This window comes from Citrobacter sp. Cu233, assembly GCF_030332225.1.
GTDB lineage: Bacteria > Pseudomonadota > Gammaproteobacteria > Enterobacterales > Enterobacteriaceae > Citrobacter.
Genome location: NZ_JAOWIF010000035.1, coordinates 196193 through 212693 on the forward strand (window position 1 = coordinate 196193; position 16501 = coordinate 212693).

Consider the following 16501-nt stretch of genomic DNA (forward strand, 5'->3'; position numbering starts at 1 on the left):
CTGTGACAAAAGCCAACCTGACTACATTCTAAACACTATGGAATAATGTTCTGCCAATGGACTCACATTGTGGGAGTAAAAACGAATTATAAAAAAACCGGAGCACAAGGCTCCGGTTATTGGGTCATAACCCACGTTTATTGCTGCGGATTTTCATCCTGATCAACGGCAAAGCACGCAACCAGTTGGCCGCCGTAGTCTTTCAGCTGTGGCTGTAGTTGGGTACAAGGGCCAAAGCGACGACGGCAACGGGCGTTAAACGCACAGCCCGGTGGCGGATTCAGCGGGCTTGGCAGCTCACCAGTCAGCTTAATACGCTCGCGGCGGTCATCCGGGTTCAGGCGTGGTGTCGCAGAAAGTAGCGCCTGCGTATACGGATGGCGCGGATTATTGAAGATCTGATCCTTGGTGCCCTTCTCCACACAACGACCCAGATACATCACCATCACTTCATCCGCAATATGTTCCACTACCGACAGATCGTGCGAGATAAAGACGTAAGACAGCCCCAGTTCCTGCTGCAGATCCATCATCAGGTTCAACACCTGCGCGCGCACGGATACATCCAGCGCGGAAACGGGTTCGTCGGCAATCACTACGTCCGGGTCAAGCATCAGGCCACGGGCAATCGCAATACGCTGACGCTGGCCACCGGAGAACATATGTGGATAGCGGTCGTAGTGCTCGGTTTTCAGACCCACTTTCGCCATCATCGCCAGCGCTTTTTCACGGCGCTGCTCTTTGCTGAGCGTGGAGTTGATCAGCAACGGCTCTTCCAGAATCTGCCCCACTTTCTTACGCGGGTTCAGCGAGCCATACGGGTTCTGGAACACAATCTGGATTTTCTGTCGACGCAGTTTCTGCGCCTGCGGGTCGTGCTTGAGCAGATCCTGTCCCTGGTAATACAGTTCACCGCCGGTCGGGACTTCAATCATCGTCAGCAGGCGTCCAAGTGTGGATTTCCCGCAGCCCGACTCACCGACTACCGCCAGTGTTTTACCGCGCTCTAAGGTAAACGAAACGCCATCCAGCGCTTTCACCAGGCGTTCCGGGGCAAACATCCCCTTCTTCACCGGATAGTGTTTTTTCAGATCAATGGCCTGCAACAGCGGCTGTGGCAAAGCGGCCTTTTGCGTACTCATAGCCCAGGCCTCCCGGCATCATCAAGTGGGTAGTGACATTTCGACTGACGACCGCCTTCCAGCTGGTTCAGTTCGGGCTCAACGCTGCGACATTTGTCGGTGGCATAGGGGCAGCGAGGATTCAACAGACAACCGTTCGGGCGGTCATATTTCCCCGGAACCACACCCGGCAACGATGCCAGACGCGCTTTATCCTGAGCAAACTCTGGCAACGCACGTAACAACGCCTGGGTATACGGATGACGCGGCGCGCGGAAAATGTCGTGCGCGGCTCCGGTTTCCACCACCTGACCGGCATACATCACAATAATTTTATGCGCAGCCTCCGCCACCAGCGCCAGATCATGAGTGATCAGAACCAGCGCCATGTTCTCTTTCTGTTGCAGTTCCAACAGCAGTTCAATGATCTGTGCCTGAATGGTCACGTCCAGCGCCGTTGTCGGTTCGTCGGCAATTAGCAGCTTCGGACGACAGGCAATCGCCATCGCGATCATCACACGCTGGCTCATCCCACCAGACAGCTGGTGCGGATACACATCCAGACGCGAGGCCGGGTCAGGGATACCCACCAGCGTTAGCAGGTCAATTGCCCGCTGAACACGCGTTTTTTTATTTCCGCCCTGGTGCACCTTAATGGCTTCCATGATCTGGTAACCCACGGTATAGCACGGGTTAAGACTGGTCATCGGGTCCTGGAAGATCATTGCCACTTCCGCGCCTACCAACTGACGACGCTCTTTCTCAGAGATACGCTTCAGATCGCGACCGTTAAACTCCAGATTTTCAGCCATCACGCGGCCGGGGTAGTCAATCAGCCCCATAATCGCCAGCGAACTGACCGATTTACCGGAGCCGGATTCGCCCACAATGCCAACCACTTCACCCTGGTTCACACTGTAACTGATACGGTCTACGGCGCGAAATTCGGAACCAACATCGCCGAAGTGCACCGATAATTTATCTACATTTAATAACGCCATCTCGAACCTCTTACTGCTTCAGTTTGGGATCGAGCGCGTCACGCAGACCGTCACCCATCAGGTTAAATGCCAGCACCGTCAGCAGGATCGCCAGACCCGGGAAGGTCACGACCCACCAGGCACTCTGCGCAAACTGCAACACGTCGGAGAGCATGGTTCCCCATTCCGGTGTTGGTGGTTGCGCACCCATACCCAGGAAGCCAAGCGCGGCCATATCGAGAATAGCGTTAGAGAAACCGAGCGACGCCTGAACGATCAGCGGCGCAAGACAGTTAGGAAGAATATTAACGAACATCTGACGCATCGCACCTGCACCCGCTACGCGGGAAGCGGTAACGTAATCACGGTTAACTTCCACCAGGACTGCGGCACGCGTCAGACGGACATAGTGCGGCAATGCCACGAACGTCAGCGCCAGCGCGGCGTTACCAATAGAAGGACCAAATACGGCAACCAGCACCAGAGCCAACAACAGGCTCGGCAGCGCCAGCATAATATCGACCACACGCATGATGACGTTATCGACGATACCGCCAAAGTAACCGGCAACCAGACCGAGCACCACGCCCATCAACAGGGACAGTACCACCACCAGGCAACCGACCAGCAGCGATAAACGCGCGCCATACATCAGACGCGACAGCACATCGCGGCCTACATCATCAGTACCGAACAGATGCGCCATTGTGCCGCCTTCCTGCCACGCAGGTGGGGCCAACAGCGTATCGCGGAACTGATCAGCTGGATTGTACGGTGCGAGAACGTTGGCAAAGACCGCAATCAGGATCATCACCACCACATACACCAGCCCGACAACCGCGCCTTTGTTGCGTTTAAAATAGTGCCAGAACTCCTGCAACGGGGTCATCGGCACCGGTGCAGCAATAACTTTATTTTCAGTAACCTGTGACATGATGGCCCCTTACTTCTTATGCCGAATACGCGGGTTCACCACGCCGTACAGTAGGTCTACCAGCAGGTTGACGAGAATAATCATCGTCGCCACCAGTAATACCCCGCCCTGCACTACCGGATAATCACGGCGTTGCAGCGCATCAATCAGCCAGCGCCCCAGACCCGGCCACGAGAAGATGGTTTCGGTCAGGATCGCCCCCGCCAGCAGCGTACCGACCTGAAGACCAATAACGGTCACAACAGGCAGCATGGCGTTGCGCAGAGCATGAATGATGATGACACGCATACGGGTCAACCCTTTGGCGCGCGCGGTACGAATGTAGTCTTCGCCCAGCACTTCCAACATCGATGAACGGGTCATACGCACAATCACCGCCAGGGGAATGGTGCCAAGCACCATCGCCGGCAGGATCATATGCACCAGCGCATCAATGAAATTGCCTTCTTCACCCCAGATGGCGGTGTCGATCAGCATAAATCCGGTCAGTGGATTGGAATCATCAAGGAACACCATGTCGCTCACGCGCCCGGAAACCGGCGTCAGATTCCACTGCACAGAAACCAACATGATCAGCATCATGCCCCACCAGAAGATAGGCATTGAGTAACCGGTCAGCGCCAGGCCAACAGCGGTGTGATCAAAAATAGAACCACGCTTAACGGCGGCCAGTACACCGACTGGAATACCGACTGCGGTGGCGAAAATCATGGCGCAGACACCGAGTTCCAGCGTCGCTTTAAAGCGAGGCACGAACTCTTCCCACACCGGTAAGCGGCTTTTCAGCGAGATACCGAGATCACCATGCATAACCCCCCAAATATAATGGAGGTACTGCTGCCACATCGGCTTATCCAGACCAAGTTCAGCCAGCAATTGAGCGTGACGCTCAGGGGAGATCCCACGTTCACCCGCCATGATCATGACCGGATCGCCGGGGATCATATGGACGAAGGCAAAGGTGAGAAGAGTGATACCGATAAACGTGGGGATGACGAGTCCCAAACGTCGGAGAATGAACTGCAACATAACCCGGATTCTCTCTAATGACGCGCAGCCTGGTGACAGTGCGTCTGTATTGCTCACAAATCTTATCCCACGCAAACTGCATCGCGGGTAAAGCATTACGCCAGATGGCGCTGCGCTTATCCGGCCTACACAATACCGGGGCGCAGCGCTTCCTTAATTGCTTTTAATTATTCGACAGAAACGTTTTCGAAGTGGTGTTTGCCTAATGGATCAACCACATAGCCTTTGACTTCTTTACGCACTGGCTCGTACACGGTGGAGTGAGCAATGATCAGCGCAGGTGCCTGGTCATGCATCACAACCTGAGCCTGTTTGTAGAGCTCAATACGCTTGTTGTGGTCATCGGTTGCACGTGCCGGCTGAATCAGATCTTCAAACGGCTTGTAGCACCAGCGGGAGTAGTTAGAGCCATCTTTCGCCGCAGCACAGCTAAACAGCGTGGCGAAGAAGTTATCCGGATCCCCGTTATCACCGGTCCAGCCCATCATTACAGCCTGATGTTCACCAGACTTGGCACGCTTGAGGTACTCACCCCATTCGTAGGTAACAATCTTGGCCTGAACACCAATTTTCGCCCAGTCAGCCTGGATCATTTCAGCCATACGGCGCGCGTTCGGGTTATACGGACGCTGTACCGGCATTGCCCACAGCTCAACGGTAAAGCCTTTATCCTGACCGGCTTCTTTCAGCAGTGCTTTCGCTTTCTCAGGATCGTAGTTGTAATCTTTAACGTCGTCGTTATAGCCCCACATGGTCGGTGGGATCAGGTTCTTCGCGGCAACCCCAGCTCCCTGATAAACAGCCTTGATGATCGCTTCTTTGTTCACCGCATAGGTCAACGCCTGACGAACTTTCACGTCATCAAACGGTTTCTTCTCGGTGTTGAAAGAGAGATAGCCGACGTTCAGACCGGCCTGCTCCATCAGATTGATATTTTTGTCCTGCTTCATGCGCGCGATGTCTGCCGGATTCGGATACGGCATCACCTGGCATTCATTCTTCTGCAACTTGGCATAACGCACGGAAGCGTCAGGCGTAATGGAGAAGACCAGACGGTCAATCTGCGGCTTGGTGCCCCAGAAGCCGTCGAACGCTTTATACAGAATACGAGAATCTTTCTGGTACTGTTGCAGCTGGAACGGGCCGGTACCGATTGGGTTCAGGTCAACTTTCTCCGGCGAACCGGCTTTCAGCATGTTGTCCGCATATTCTTTAGAAAGAATAGAGGCGAAGTCCATGGCCAGGTCAGCCAGGAACGGTGCTTCCGGACGGGTCAGTACGAACTGGACGGTTTTATCGTCCACTTTCTTCACTTCGCTGATCAGGTCTGGCAGACCCATCCCTTCGAAGTATTCGTAGCTGCCGCCAGAAACTTTATGGTATGGGTTCTGCGCATTTTTCTGACGATCGAAAGAGAACACCACGTCATCAGCGTTGAAATCACGCGTCGGCTTGAATTCTTTATTGTCCTGCCACTTCACGCCAGGGCGAAGGTGGAAGGTATAGGTTTTACCGTCTTCGCTGATTTCCCACTTCTCAGCAAGGCCGGGGATCACTTCGGTTGTACCGGTTTTGAATTCAACCAGCCGGTTATAGATCGGTACGGAGCTGGCATCATAGGTAGTACCAGAGGTGAAAAGCTGTGGGTTAAAGCCTTCAGGAGATCCTTCTGAACAATAAACCAGAGTTTTAGCCTGTACGCTTGCGGCAACGGTCATAGCCACCAGGCTCAGACCAAGCTTCAGCATCCCTGACTTCTTCAAGGAAATACTCATTCTTCTGCTCCAAATGTGATGTTTGTTGTTTTACCCTTTGCAGTGGGTTTACACCGCCTGGCCTTTTTTGTTTTTTACCCGGCCGGGTCGGCGTTAAGAGGATGGGGATTCCGTTCACATAAGCGACTGAGTTGCAGTGCGGATTCTCCATGAAATGCCCCTCATGCCCTACAATCTGTCAACAGAATGTGAAAACGTCAATACAGGTAACCATGATTTACACCAACGGTGAGAATTGGCAAACAAAGATTAAAAAAAGTGCAGGCGGGTATTTTCAGCAGGGAAATTTGTGCTACGCGCACTATGCCAGAATAAATATCTTCATATTCAGAAACATTTGGTGATTAACATTTATGCAAATTATGAAAATTTTCTCAACACATGCTGCATATCTGAGCGATTAATACCATGAACGTTAAAACGCACAGCGGAAAATGCTGGGTTCAGCCATAAGTAACGCAAAAAAAGATTCAAGCAAATATAAAAAAAGGCAATGGAATATGTCACAGAATCGTTAACAGTCAGTGGGAAGTGATGCACAATTTTTGCAGATAAAATGAAGGTCAAACGTGGGGTCGGAAAAACACAAAAAGCATCCTGCCAGCGCTTCGCCTGTAGGCCGGATAAGGCGCTTGTGCCGCCCTCCGGCGATGCCGACACCCACGCGCTTTAATTGCCTGATGGCGCTGCGCTTATCAGCGCCTACAAATCTTCGTCGACTATAAAGCAAAAAACCCGCTCAAAGAGCGGGCTTTTCTAATTTGGTCGGTGATAGAGGATTACTCGCCACTTCGTGGCTCGCCCTGCGGGCCGTTGCTGACGCAACGTTCTCTCGCTCCGCTCGAGTCGAACCTCTTGCCCCCGGAGGTTCTCATCCTTGTGGATTCCGGAAAGCAAAAAGCCCGCTCAAAGAGCGGGCTTTTCTAATTTGGTCGGTGATAGAGGATTCGAACCTCCGACCCCTTCGTCCCGAACGAAGTGCGCTACCAGGCTGCGCCAATCACCGAATGCGGGGCGCATCTTACTGCTCAGGTGCGCGCCCGTCAATCCCTTAGTATCAAAATGCCATTCGATCGGCGAGAAAGTCAGCAGCCCATTACCGGGCTACAACCTTCTTGTCGTCCGGGACATGACACCAGTTGTTATTCTCATTTATACCGCCGTTTGGCGAGGTATATCCAAGGCAACCGAGAATGGTGTCGTACAGTTCAACATGGCGACGCGGAACCTTCATATCAGCCTCCTGCTTAAGGTGGGCGAAGGCTTTTGCATGATCGGGATCTTCCAGATACTTATCAGACATCCACACCAACATTGGAACGCGGAACTGCTCTGGCGGTGCCATTTTACGTGGCGTACCGTGCAGGTGTTCACGCTCGTTGATCGACTCACCGTGATCGGCAGCGTAGAACACGATCGCTTTCTTATCGCGCAGTTGGTCAAACACTTTGGTGATAAAGTGGTCAACATAGGTCACCGAGTTATCAAATGAGTTAATCATCTGCGCTTTCGAACAACCGCTATCAACATTGACACACTCCGGCTTCCACTGGGCATACTCACGGGTATAGCGCTGCGTGTAGTTAAAGTGCGAACCTTTGGTATGCAGGATAATCAGGTGCTTACCAGCATCGTCCGGTTTGATTGATTGCTGCATCTCAGAAATCAGCAGCATATCGTCAACCGTTTTGCCACGGTTACGCTGCTCAGCGCCAATCTGCTCACGATATGCAATGTTCTCCGCCATCGTGTTGCTGTAGAACCACATCTCACTTTGCATCGCGTAGAGATCGGCATTAAAACCTAGCTGGCTGAGTACGGAAAAGACATTTTGTTCTTTCAGTGTACGCTGCGGGTTTTCCTCTGCTCCGCCTTCACGAACAAACATACAGCGTAGCGAAAGTTTGGTTGCCGTATCACACGAATATCCGCGGAAAGCGGCCAGGTTTTTTTCCTGAGCCAGCCTTGGCGTGGTATTTCTCTCGTAGCCAAAAATACCCATATGATCCCAACGGGTCGTTTCACCGATAATAAACACGACGTAGGTATCATCAATATTTCTGGGGGCGACGTAGGTAAATTTCTTCGCCGGATTCATCAGCGACTTGTTATCTGAAGACTCATCAACCTGCGCCCAGGCATACAGACCCAGCGCGGACAGCCAGTTTGAAGGCAAATATGAATTTGCCACTACGCCACCGTAGCTGGGCAAATCAATACCCGTTTCCCGTTCAACCGATTTCTGCTGTATTCCAAGTAACCGAATCGGCGCCCACACCATCAAGCCAGCCAACAGAACAACAGCCACGCTACGCCATCTCACACCTGGCGTACGTATTTGTTTTAACAGAGTATAGCGGCAGCGGTTACTCCAGATAAGCAGCAGTGGCAAGATGCTGACCGAGACCAGCCACACAATAAAATGCCAGCCCACAACTTCCTTTGATAAATCAATATCGGTTGTCATGACCGAGGCAATAATGCCGTAGCCAATGACCACATTCAGGAAGGTCATGTAATAGCTGGCACCAGCGGAACACAGCACCACAAAGGTAGCCAGTACACGCCAGGCCCGCCGACCAAACAGAGACAGAAGACGAAGTAAAAAGAAGGTCACCAGCACGGTGCCGGCTAATTCAACAACCGCAGAGATTCCTTTCAGCGCGGTAAATTCCTGCACATAGCTGCCGAAGCGGCGATAAAAAACTGCGCAGTTCATAAACAGACCGATATAGAGCGCAAGCAAGAAGCTAATCTTTTGCTGCGTCATCGATTTAATGTATCTCATGCAAAAAAACCCTGGGGATCGGGATAAAAACACCCTGTGAAGTGGTCAATCGAACCAAACAGGGAAAAATGCGACAACAGCAGAGATGAAATGTCTACGGGCGCGGCTAAGTAGACCACAGGAGGGGAGAAAAGTGCTTATGGAGAATGCAAACGGCGCATATATTTTTGTAAATATATGCGCCGTGTATAAATCAGACAAAGAGTAAAATCAGGCGTGTGCCTCAGTAAATACACTACGCTGCGGCTGGCGAATGGTCGTGGACAGCGCCAGCGAGATGATTAACAGCGCAAAGATAACGCAGAAGGTCACATAGAAACCGCCGAACAGCGAGGCGATAATTGACCCGCAGATGCTGCCAATCCCGAAGCCCAGGTAGATAACCCCATAGTTTTTCGCCAGGTTATTCAGGCCGAAGAACTCACTCACCAGTGACGGGAAGACCGTAATGGTGCCACCGAAGTTGAAGGCGACACAGGCAATGGCTGCGAAGAATGTCACTTCATTCAGCGGAGCAAAAAGCAGCGCCGCCATACCCACCAGCGAAACAACCTGACCAATGGTGATAACGCGAATACGGGACATTTTGTCGGACAGAATACCCAGAACCAGACGACCTGACAGGTTCGCGATAGAAATAACGGTTACCGCATTCGCCGCTGTCGCCACATCCATTTTTGCCAGGCTTTGGGCGATATCTTTCGCTACACCAATCACGTAAAGCCCGCTCATACACGCTGTCAGGAACATCACTGCCAGCATCCAGTACTGTGGTTTACGCATGGATTGTGCCAGCGTGTAGTCGTTCTCTACCACGCCATTTACGGCTTTAACTTCCTGGTTTGGCGCATCTTTCATCAGCGTGGAGCCAAAGACAATCATCACCAGTACAATCGCGCCCCAAATCATAAAGGTCTTTTCCAGACCCACAGTGCTCAGCAGTTGGCTGTCGATAAATTTAAAACCGAGGCTACCCAGGCCGTAAGAACCGATCGCAAAGGCGGAAATCAGCCCTTTACGCTCAGGGAACCATTTCACGCAGTTGGACAGGGTTAACAGGTATCCAGCACCGTCAGCCAGGCCAACCAGTACACCGGCACTTAGCCACAGCATAATCAGGCTGTCAGAATGCGCGGTTAAGAAGAAGCCCACACCCAATAAGATACCGGATGCCATGGTGACACGTTTCACGCCGAAACGTTCCTGAAGCTTCCCGGCGATGGAAGAAGAGATCGCCAGACCCAGACTCAGCAAACCAAAGGAAAATGCAACCTGACTAACCGGTGCATCGAGTTTTGAAGAGAGTGCGCCATTGAACAGGCTCCAGGTATAAACAGAACCTAATGCAAATTGGGTAATGATGGTGCCGATCAGTGTCAGCCACCGGGTACGCTGATAATCAGAAGTTTTCATGGCAGTCTTCCTGCATAAACAAAATGGGAAATTCTCTGCCAACAACCATACCGAAACGCTTTTATGACCTGGGGAAAACGGCATGAAATGCCATCAGGACGGAATGAAATGCCTGGATTGCGGAATGAATGACGAGACAAAAAGTCGGGTTACTGAATTTTATTGCAGGAGTTAGTGCACGCTATCGCTGGAATGCGTGTGATTATTGAGCCCAATATGTAACACAGATGTTTTAGCCAGGCTTTTTTTCGTTAAAATTTGGCACTCACTCCCATGGTGTACAGATAATCGCTGTTATTCGTACTGTTTTCTGCCTGAGAAAGTGCCGCATAGGCCGCCATATGCTGATTCAGCAGCATATCTGCACCAACTGTGACATCGACCCAGTTACCATCCTGACTCGCCGCCGCCATACGATTGAGACCCGATTGCGCCTTCCAGATATTCTCGCCAAATTGCTGGTTATAACTGATTTGCGCCCATGGCCGCACATCACCAAACTGCGAGTCGACCCGCCAGCCCAGGGTACTGACGCTGGCATGCCACATCGGATCGGTCAGCGTTAGCGAAGTCACAGTGTCGCCAAATTCGTTGTAGGTAGATGTCGTTGAACCATCATAATGCAGGGCTGCGACGGGCCCCGTCGTCACCTTACGGGAAAGGGGGAAATTCCAGCCCACACTCATACCGCTGGTCACATCCAGAGCCGTTTGGTCCGCAAGATTCACCACCGGCCCCGCCACGTTCTGGGTGGAGCGAATGCGCTCTTCCAGGATGTCGTTATAACGTGGTTGGTGATCGCTGTCCCATGTATAACGTTCCGACGTATGACCGGACAGCGCATCAACGATATATTCTTGTTGCCAGCCATATGCCGTATTGGCAAACAGCGCACAGACGATGACGTTCGCCAGGATTAACCTCTGACGACCACTACTGTTTCTTATAATCATCAACACGACTCCAGAAAAGAGCCGAATTCGGCGATATTATTGTCATTGTTTAAAGGATATCGGGCACATGAGACCCTGTATTAAATATTGTCTTTTTAGCGGGCGCGTCAAGGCGGGCCGAATGAAATTTTTACGCCAGTAAAAACAGCGAGGAAGAGTATGCAGCGTTGCGGCTGGGTCAGTCAGGATCCACTATACATTGCCTATCATGACAAGGAATGGGGCGTCCCGGAAACCGATGGTAAAAAGCTGTTCGAAATGATCTGCCTTGAAGGCCAGCAGGCTGGGCTGTCGTGGATAACGGTGCTGAAGAAACGGGAAAACTATCGCCAGGCATTCCACCACTTCGATCCTGCAACCGTTGCGGCGATGACCGAAGAGGATGTAGAAAGGCTGGTACTGGATGCCGGTATTATTCGCCATCGAGGAAAGATCCAGGCCATTATCGGCAACGCCCGTGCCTGGCTGGCAATGGAGCAAAACGGCGAGCCGTTTAGCGAGTTCGTCTGGTCATTCGTCGATAACCAACCACAGTTAACCCGTGCCGCCAGTCTGAGCGATATCCCGACTTCAACACCCGCTTCTGACGCACTTTCTAAAGCGTTAAAAAAACGTGGATTTAAGTTTGTTGGCACCACCATCTGTTACTCCTTTATGCAGGCGTGCGGCCTGGTCAACGACCATGTCATCGGCTGCATGTGCTACCCGGGAGAACAACATGATTCGTGAATCCAACGCTGACGATCTGGCACCCATTCTGGCACTGTGGATGGAAAGCACCATTTTTGCCCATCCTTTTATCGAAGAACGCTACTGGCGCGAGAGTGAGCCTATCGTACGTGATGTCTACCTGCCCGCTGCGCAAACCTGGGTGTGGGAAGAAAACGGTGCGCTCAAAGGTTTTGCCAGCGTGATGGAAGAGCGCTTTTTAGGCGCGCTGTTTGTAGAGCCTGCCGCCATCAGAAGCGGCATCGGCAAAGCGCTGGTGCAACATGTGCAGCAGCGCTTTTCGTGGCTCAGCCTGGAGGTCTACCAGAAGAATCAATCAGCGGTAAACTTCTACCACGCAATGGGCTTTCGCATTGAAGACAGCGCATGGCAGGAAGAGACTCACCATCCAACCTGGATTATGGGCTGGCAGGTGGATCAAACGCGGTAAGAGTCAGCGTGGGCCCACTGTACTTCTCCAGCCACGCCAGCGCGGTATTGCCCGCACAGCCGTTCCCCAGCTTCGAGCTGGGGAGATCTTTTGTCAGCACGTTAACAGCACCATTTTTACAAATACCGTCGGCGGCCGGGTCCAAATCAGGCCAGGCCCCCTCGTGAATACAAATCACGCCAGGTTTGATCCCTGTCGTCACGACAGCACCTGCCAGGATATGCCCGCGGTGGTTCCACACCCTGACCGTATCGCCATCTACAATCCCCCGCGCTTGTGCATCCTGCGGGTGAATCGTCACCGGCTCCCGATCCGCCACCGCATACTGTTCGCGTAACGCACTGTAGTTGAGCTGGCTGTGCAAACGGTGAGCCGGATGGGCGGAGAGCACCTGCAGTTGGTCAGGTTCGGCATTGCCGAACCACTCGTCAGGCTCCAGCCACATCGGGTGTCCTGCACAATCCGCATAGCCGTAACCTGCAATTTTTGCAGAATAGATTTCAATTTTTCCACTGTCCGTTTTCAGCGGATGCGCCTGTGGATCGCGGCGAAAATCAGCAAAACGGATGAACTGCGTATTTGCGGCGTTTTCCGGCATTTCGATCAATGCATTCTTTTGCCAGAACTCAGTAAAGGGCGGCAGTGTAACCTGCTGGCTGGCACCACGCTGAGCGGCAATGTCGTAAAAAGTTTCCAGCCACGCCAGTTCGCTTTTCCCCTCAGTGAATCGGGTATACCCGCCCTGTTCCCAGCGCTCGCTAAGCTCGGCAAAAACATCAAAATCGTTGCGCGCTTCAGCCTGTGGCGGCACGACCTGCTTCATCGGCACCAGATGCTGGTTGCTGTAGTCTCCGGTCATGGTCAAATCGTTACGTTCAAAAGAGGTCGTCGCGGGTAACACGATATCGGCATGCTTCGCCGCAGCGGTCCAGAAACACTCCGAGATAACCACCAGCTCCGGCTTTTGCCAGGCACGGATCAAACGATTGGTATCCTGGTGATGCGTAAAGTTTGCGCCCCCGGCCCACCAGAGCATGCGGATGTCCGGGAAATGGCGATCCATACCGTTGTGCTGATAGAAACCGCCGGGGTTTTCCAGCGCTTCAACGATACGCGCCACCGGGATTTTATCCACCGCGTCAGTGCCGCCTTTGAGGCTCCCTTGCATCGAAGCCAGTACCGCCGCACGACGCGTCGGGTTCCCACCGTTCGCAAAATGATACGACAGTCCAAAACCACCACCGGGCGTGCCAATTTGACCAAGCATGGCGGCCAGCGTGACGATCATCCAGTGTTTTTGCTCGCCATACTGCTGACGCTGCATACCCCAACCGGCCATCAGCATGGTGGTATTTTGGTGAAATATTGCCGCAAGCTCGCGTATTTTCGCTGCCGGAATACCACAAATTTCCGCAGCCCATTCTGCCGTTTTCGCTATCCCATCGGATTCACCCAGCAGGTAGTCGGCGAACGCATCATATCCGGTTGTACAACGGGCGAGAAAATCCTCGTCGTGCCAGTCGTTTTCCACCAGCGTGTGCGCAATCCCCAACATCAGCGCAACATCAGTCCCCATATGCGGGGCGATCCATTCCATCTTATCGCCAAAGAACGCCACGCTTTCCGATCGCATTGGATCGATGCAGATCAGTCGCTTACCGCTATCCCGCAGCGCTTCAAAGTAAGCAATACCCTGCTCGTCAGAAGCATTCCAGGCAATTTTCAGCGTATTCAGCGGGTTAGCACTCCACAGCACCACCACATCGCTATGCTCCAGCACCATTGGCCAGCTGGTCTGCTGCTGGTAAACTTCGTTGCCACCTACCACATACGGCATGATGGCCTGTGCAGCCCCCGTAGAATAATCCCCCAAGTGCCCGGTATAACCCCCCGCCAGCGCCATATAGCGCTGCAGCAGGGTCGCCGCTTTGTGTAATACACCGTTCGACCGCCAGCCGTACGAGCCGGCAAAAATCGCGGCAGGACCGTAACTGTCACGGATGCGTTTATGCTGCACATCGATAAGATTCAGTGCATCGTCCCAGCTAACACGAACAAACTCATCCTGCCCGCGCACGCCTTGTGGATTATCCGGCGAGGCAAGGAATCCTTTACGCACCATGGGAAAACGTACCCGTGTTTTACTGTGTACCTGATCGCGTACCACGGTTTGCAACGAGTTGGGTTGTGAGGTGGGTAATGCCCCCCGGGATGAAAAAACAGTCTCGCCATCGGTTTCGACAAGAATGGGCCCCCAGTGTGCGGCAGTTAACACCGGGTAATGTGCAGGTGAATTAGCCAAGATGGCGCTCCTGAATGCGATGTGACGGCTTATTGTTATGCCGTTCAATGTTACTTACAAATTTCAGAGTCTTCCCTGGAATTTTCTTCATGTTCACACGTCATAATCAACCGCCACGGTCGCTGTGGTAAAGAAGAAAAAAGTCATTAAGGAATTAAGATGAAGAAACGTGTATTTGTTATTGCTGCCATCGTGAGCGGCGCCCTGGCGGTATCTGGCTGCACAACAAACCCTTACACCGGCGAGCGAGAAGCAGGGAAATCCGGCATCGGCGCGGGTATCGGTTCTCTGGTTGGTGCGGGTATTGGCGCCCTCTCGTCTTCGAAAAAAGATCGCGGCAAAGGCGCGCTGATTGGTGCAGCGGCAGGTGCGGCTGTGGGTGGCGGTATCGGTTATTACATGGATGTGCAGGAAGCAAAACTGCGCGAGAAAATGCAGGGAACAGGGGTAAGCGTGACGCGTAGTGGTGATAACATCATTCTGAACATGCCAAACAATGTCACCTTCGACAGCAGCAGCGCCAACCTGAAACCGGCAGGCGCAAACACGCTGACCGGCGTGGCAATGGTACTGAAAGAGTACAATAAAACAGCCGTGAACGTGTTGGGCTTCACCGACAGCACTGGCAGCCAGGATTTGAACATGCGTCTGTCACAGCAGCGTGCCGACTCCGTCGCCAGTGCATTGATTACCCAGGGCGTAGCAGCGAACCGCATTCGCACTCAGGGTATGGGCCCGGCGAACCCCATCGCCAGCAACAGCACAGCTGAAGGTAAAGCGCAGAACCGTCGCGTAGAGATCACCCTAAGCCCGATTCAGTAACATTTTATGCCGAATGGAGACAAACCGTCTCCATCCCGTAGGCCCGGTAAGCAACCACGCCGCCGGGCACATCGCCGGATGGCGGCTTCGCCTTACCCGGCCTACGTTATGAAGCACTTGCCATCGTTGATTTTCACGTTAAGGTGTTCACACTAAATCCAGGGAAATCAGCGATGAGCAAATCAACACGGGCAACCATCAGCGATGTAGCAAAGGCCGCAAAAACCGGCAAGACCAGCATTTCACGTTATCTCAACGGTGAAAAGCATCTGCTATCCGACGCGCTGTTAGCCCGCATTGAAAAAGCCATTGCCGAACTCGACTACCGTCCCAGCCTGATGGCCAGAGGCCTGAAGCATGGGCGTACCCGCCTGATTGGCCTGATTATCGCGGATATAACCAACCCCTACTCCGTCAACGTGTTAAGCGGTATTGAAGCCGCCTGCCGTGACAAAGGTTTTACCCCGCTGGTCTGTAACACTAACAACGAAGTGGATCAGGAGCTGCATTATCTCGACTTGCTGCGCAGCTACCAGGTCGAAGGGATCGTGGTGAATGCCGTCGGGATGCGTGAAGAAGGTTTGAACCGTCTGCAACAGTCTGCACTGCCAATGGTACTGATTGACCGTAAGATCCCGGATTTCGCCTGCGATATGGTCGGGCTGGATAATACCCAGGCCGCGACCGTCGCCACCGAACACCTGCTTGAACAAGGTTTTGAAGCCATTCTGTTCCTTAGCGAGCCGCTGGGGATGGTGAATACTCGCCGCGAGCGCCTGAGCGCCTTTCGCGCAACGCTCGCACAATACCCTGGTGTCATCGCACAAAATGCGGAAGTCCCGCTAACGGACAATACGCAACTTGATGACACACTGCGTCAGTTTCACCAACAGCATCGTGGGATGCGCAAAGCCGTTATCTCTGCCAATGGCGCCCTGACGTTGCAGGTTGCCCGTGCGTTAAAGCGTATTGGCCTCAACTGGGGCAGCGACATCGGTCTGCTCGGGTTTGACGAGCTGGAATGGGCCGAGCTGGCTGGCGTCGGTATCACCACGCTAAAACAACCCACCTGGCAGATTGGCTACACAGCCGTCGAGCAGGTAGTACGCCGAATCGATGGCGACTCAGACGCAATCCAGGAACAGGTTTTTTCCGGCGAACTGATCGTTCGTGGCTCAACCGCTCGCTAAATTTCCTTCGTGATGGTGATCATAAATTCAACATC

At 52.9% G+C, this 16501-nt stretch carries 16 protein-coding genes, 1 tRNA gene and 1 other RNA gene; 5 read left to right on the plus strand and 13 right to left on the minus strand.

Annotated features, from left to right (window positions below; genetic code table 11):
- Positions 1-137: 137 nt before the first annotated feature.
- Genes dppF through dppB form a run of 4 tightly spaced genes read right to left on the minus strand, consistent with a single transcriptional unit; the run spans position 138 to position 4064 of the window.
- The gene (gene dppF / locus OGX95_RS14455; RefSeq protein ID WP_043018667.1) at positions 138-1142 is read right to left on the minus strand and encodes a dipeptide ABC transporter ATP-binding subunit DppF; all 1005 of its coding nucleotides are present in this window, start codon (positions 1140-1142) and stop codon (positions 138-140) included.
- On the minus strand, positions 1139-2122 hold the full coding sequence (gene dppD / locus OGX95_RS14460) for a dipeptide ABC transporter ATP-binding protein (RefSeq protein WP_286629939.1): 984 nt from the start codon (positions 2120-2122) through the stop codon (positions 1139-1141). The genes dppF and dppD overlap by 4 nt, the downstream gene beginning before the upstream one ends.
- 10 nt (positions 2123-2132) lie before the next feature.
- Positions 2133-3035: a dipeptide ABC transporter permease DppC gene (gene dppC / locus OGX95_RS14465; RefSeq protein ID WP_137382040.1), complete on the minus strand. Its 903-nt coding sequence runs from the start codon at positions 3033-3035 to the stop codon at positions 2133-2135.
- Positions 3036-3044: 9 nt separating this feature from the next.
- Complete coding sequence (dppB, locus tag OGX95_RS14470) at positions 3045-4064, minus strand: dipeptide ABC transporter permease DppB (protein ID WP_286629940.1); 1020 nt, start codon at positions 4062-4064, stop codon at positions 3045-3047.
- A gap of 17 nt (positions 4065-4081) precedes the next feature.
- On the opposite strand from dppB, the gene OGX95_RS14475 reads away from it, so the two are divergent.
- The gene (locus tag OGX95_RS14475) at positions 4082-4231 is read left to right on the plus strand and encodes a hypothetical protein (RefSeq protein WP_286629941.1); all 150 of its coding nucleotides are present in this window, start codon (positions 4082-4084) and stop codon (positions 4229-4231) included.
- Here the strand turns inward: OGX95_RS14475 and dppA are convergent, their stop codons facing one another.
- From dppA to OGX95_RS14515, 8 genes are all read right to left on the minus strand, one after another.
- On the minus strand, positions 4232-5839 hold the full coding sequence (dppA, locus tag OGX95_RS14480) for a dipeptide ABC transporter periplasmic-binding protein DppA (protein WP_286629942.1): 1608 nt from the start codon (positions 5837-5839) through the stop codon (positions 4232-4234).
- Positions 5754-5990 carry a hypothetical protein gene (locus OGX95_RS14485; RefSeq protein WP_286630086.1) on the minus strand — a complete coding sequence of 79 codons (237 nt, stop codon included), beginning with the start codon at positions 5988-5990 and terminating at the stop codon, positions 5754-5756. The genes dppA and OGX95_RS14485 overlap by 86 nt, the downstream gene beginning before the upstream one ends.
- A gap of 209 nt (positions 5991-6199) precedes the next feature.
- Positions 6200-6499, minus strand: a complete 300-nt coding sequence (locus OGX95_RS14490; RefSeq protein WP_286629943.1) for a hypothetical protein — start codon at positions 6497-6499, stop codon at positions 6200-6202.
- 102 nt (positions 6500-6601) lie between these two features.
- Positions 6602-6734: non-coding RNA, RtT sRNA (locus OGX95_RS14495), on the minus strand.
- A 34-nt stretch (positions 6735-6768) separates the two neighbouring features.
- Positions 6769-6845 (minus strand) — tRNA-Pro (locus tag OGX95_RS14500).
- Positions 6846-6935: 90 nt separating this feature from the next.
- Positions 6936-8627, minus strand: coding sequence for a kdo(2)-lipid A phosphoethanolamine 7''-transferase (gene eptB / locus OGX95_RS14505; protein ID WP_286629944.1), 1692 nt, complete (start codon positions 8625-8627; stop codon positions 6936-6938).
- 210 nt (positions 8628-8837) lie between these two features.
- A complete protein-coding gene (locus tag OGX95_RS14510) occupies positions 8838-10040 on the minus strand; it encodes an L-lactate MFS transporter (protein WP_286629945.1) in 1203 nt (400 codons plus the stop codon).
- Between the two features lie 251 nt (positions 10041-10291).
- Positions 10292-10993: an autotransporter outer membrane beta-barrel domain-containing protein gene (locus OGX95_RS14515; protein ID WP_286629946.1), complete on the minus strand. Its 702-nt coding sequence runs from the start codon at positions 10991-10993 to the stop codon at positions 10292-10294.
- Between the two features lie 159 nt (positions 10994-11152).
- Between OGX95_RS14515 and tag the strand changes: the two genes are divergently transcribed.
- Together tag and OGX95_RS14525 are read left to right on the plus strand one after the other, a co-directional pair.
- A complete protein-coding gene (gene tag, locus OGX95_RS14520; protein ID WP_271456073.1) occupies positions 11153-11722 on the plus strand; it encodes a DNA-3-methyladenine glycosylase I in 570 nt (189 codons plus the stop codon).
- Positions 11712-12152 (plus strand): N-acetyltransferase, encoded by a 441-nt coding sequence (locus tag OGX95_RS14525; protein ID WP_286629947.1) that lies wholly within the window; start codon positions 11712-11714, stop codon positions 12150-12152. Before tag ends, OGX95_RS14525 begins: the two co-directional genes overlap by 11 nt.
- Here OGX95_RS14525 and OGX95_RS14530 read toward each other — a convergent pair.
- Positions 12121-14454, minus strand: coding sequence for a molybdopterin guanine dinucleotide-containing S/N-oxide reductase (locus OGX95_RS14530; protein WP_286629948.1), 2334 nt, complete (start codon positions 14452-14454; stop codon positions 12121-12123). The genes OGX95_RS14525 and OGX95_RS14530 overlap by 32 nt on opposite strands.
- A 159-nt stretch (positions 14455-14613) precedes the next feature.
- Between OGX95_RS14530 and OGX95_RS14535 the strand changes: the two genes are divergently transcribed.
- Positions 14614-15276, plus strand: a complete 663-nt coding sequence (locus OGX95_RS14535; protein WP_003827397.1) for an OmpA family lipoprotein — start codon at positions 14614-14616, stop codon at positions 15274-15276.
- Positions 15277-15449: 173 nt separating this feature from the next.
- The gene (locus OGX95_RS14540; RefSeq protein WP_286629949.1) at positions 15450-16466 is read left to right on the plus strand and encodes a LacI family DNA-binding transcriptional regulator; all 1017 of its coding nucleotides are present in this window, start codon (positions 15450-15452) and stop codon (positions 16464-16466) included.
- The last annotated feature ends 35 nt before the right edge of the window (positions 16467-16501 follow it).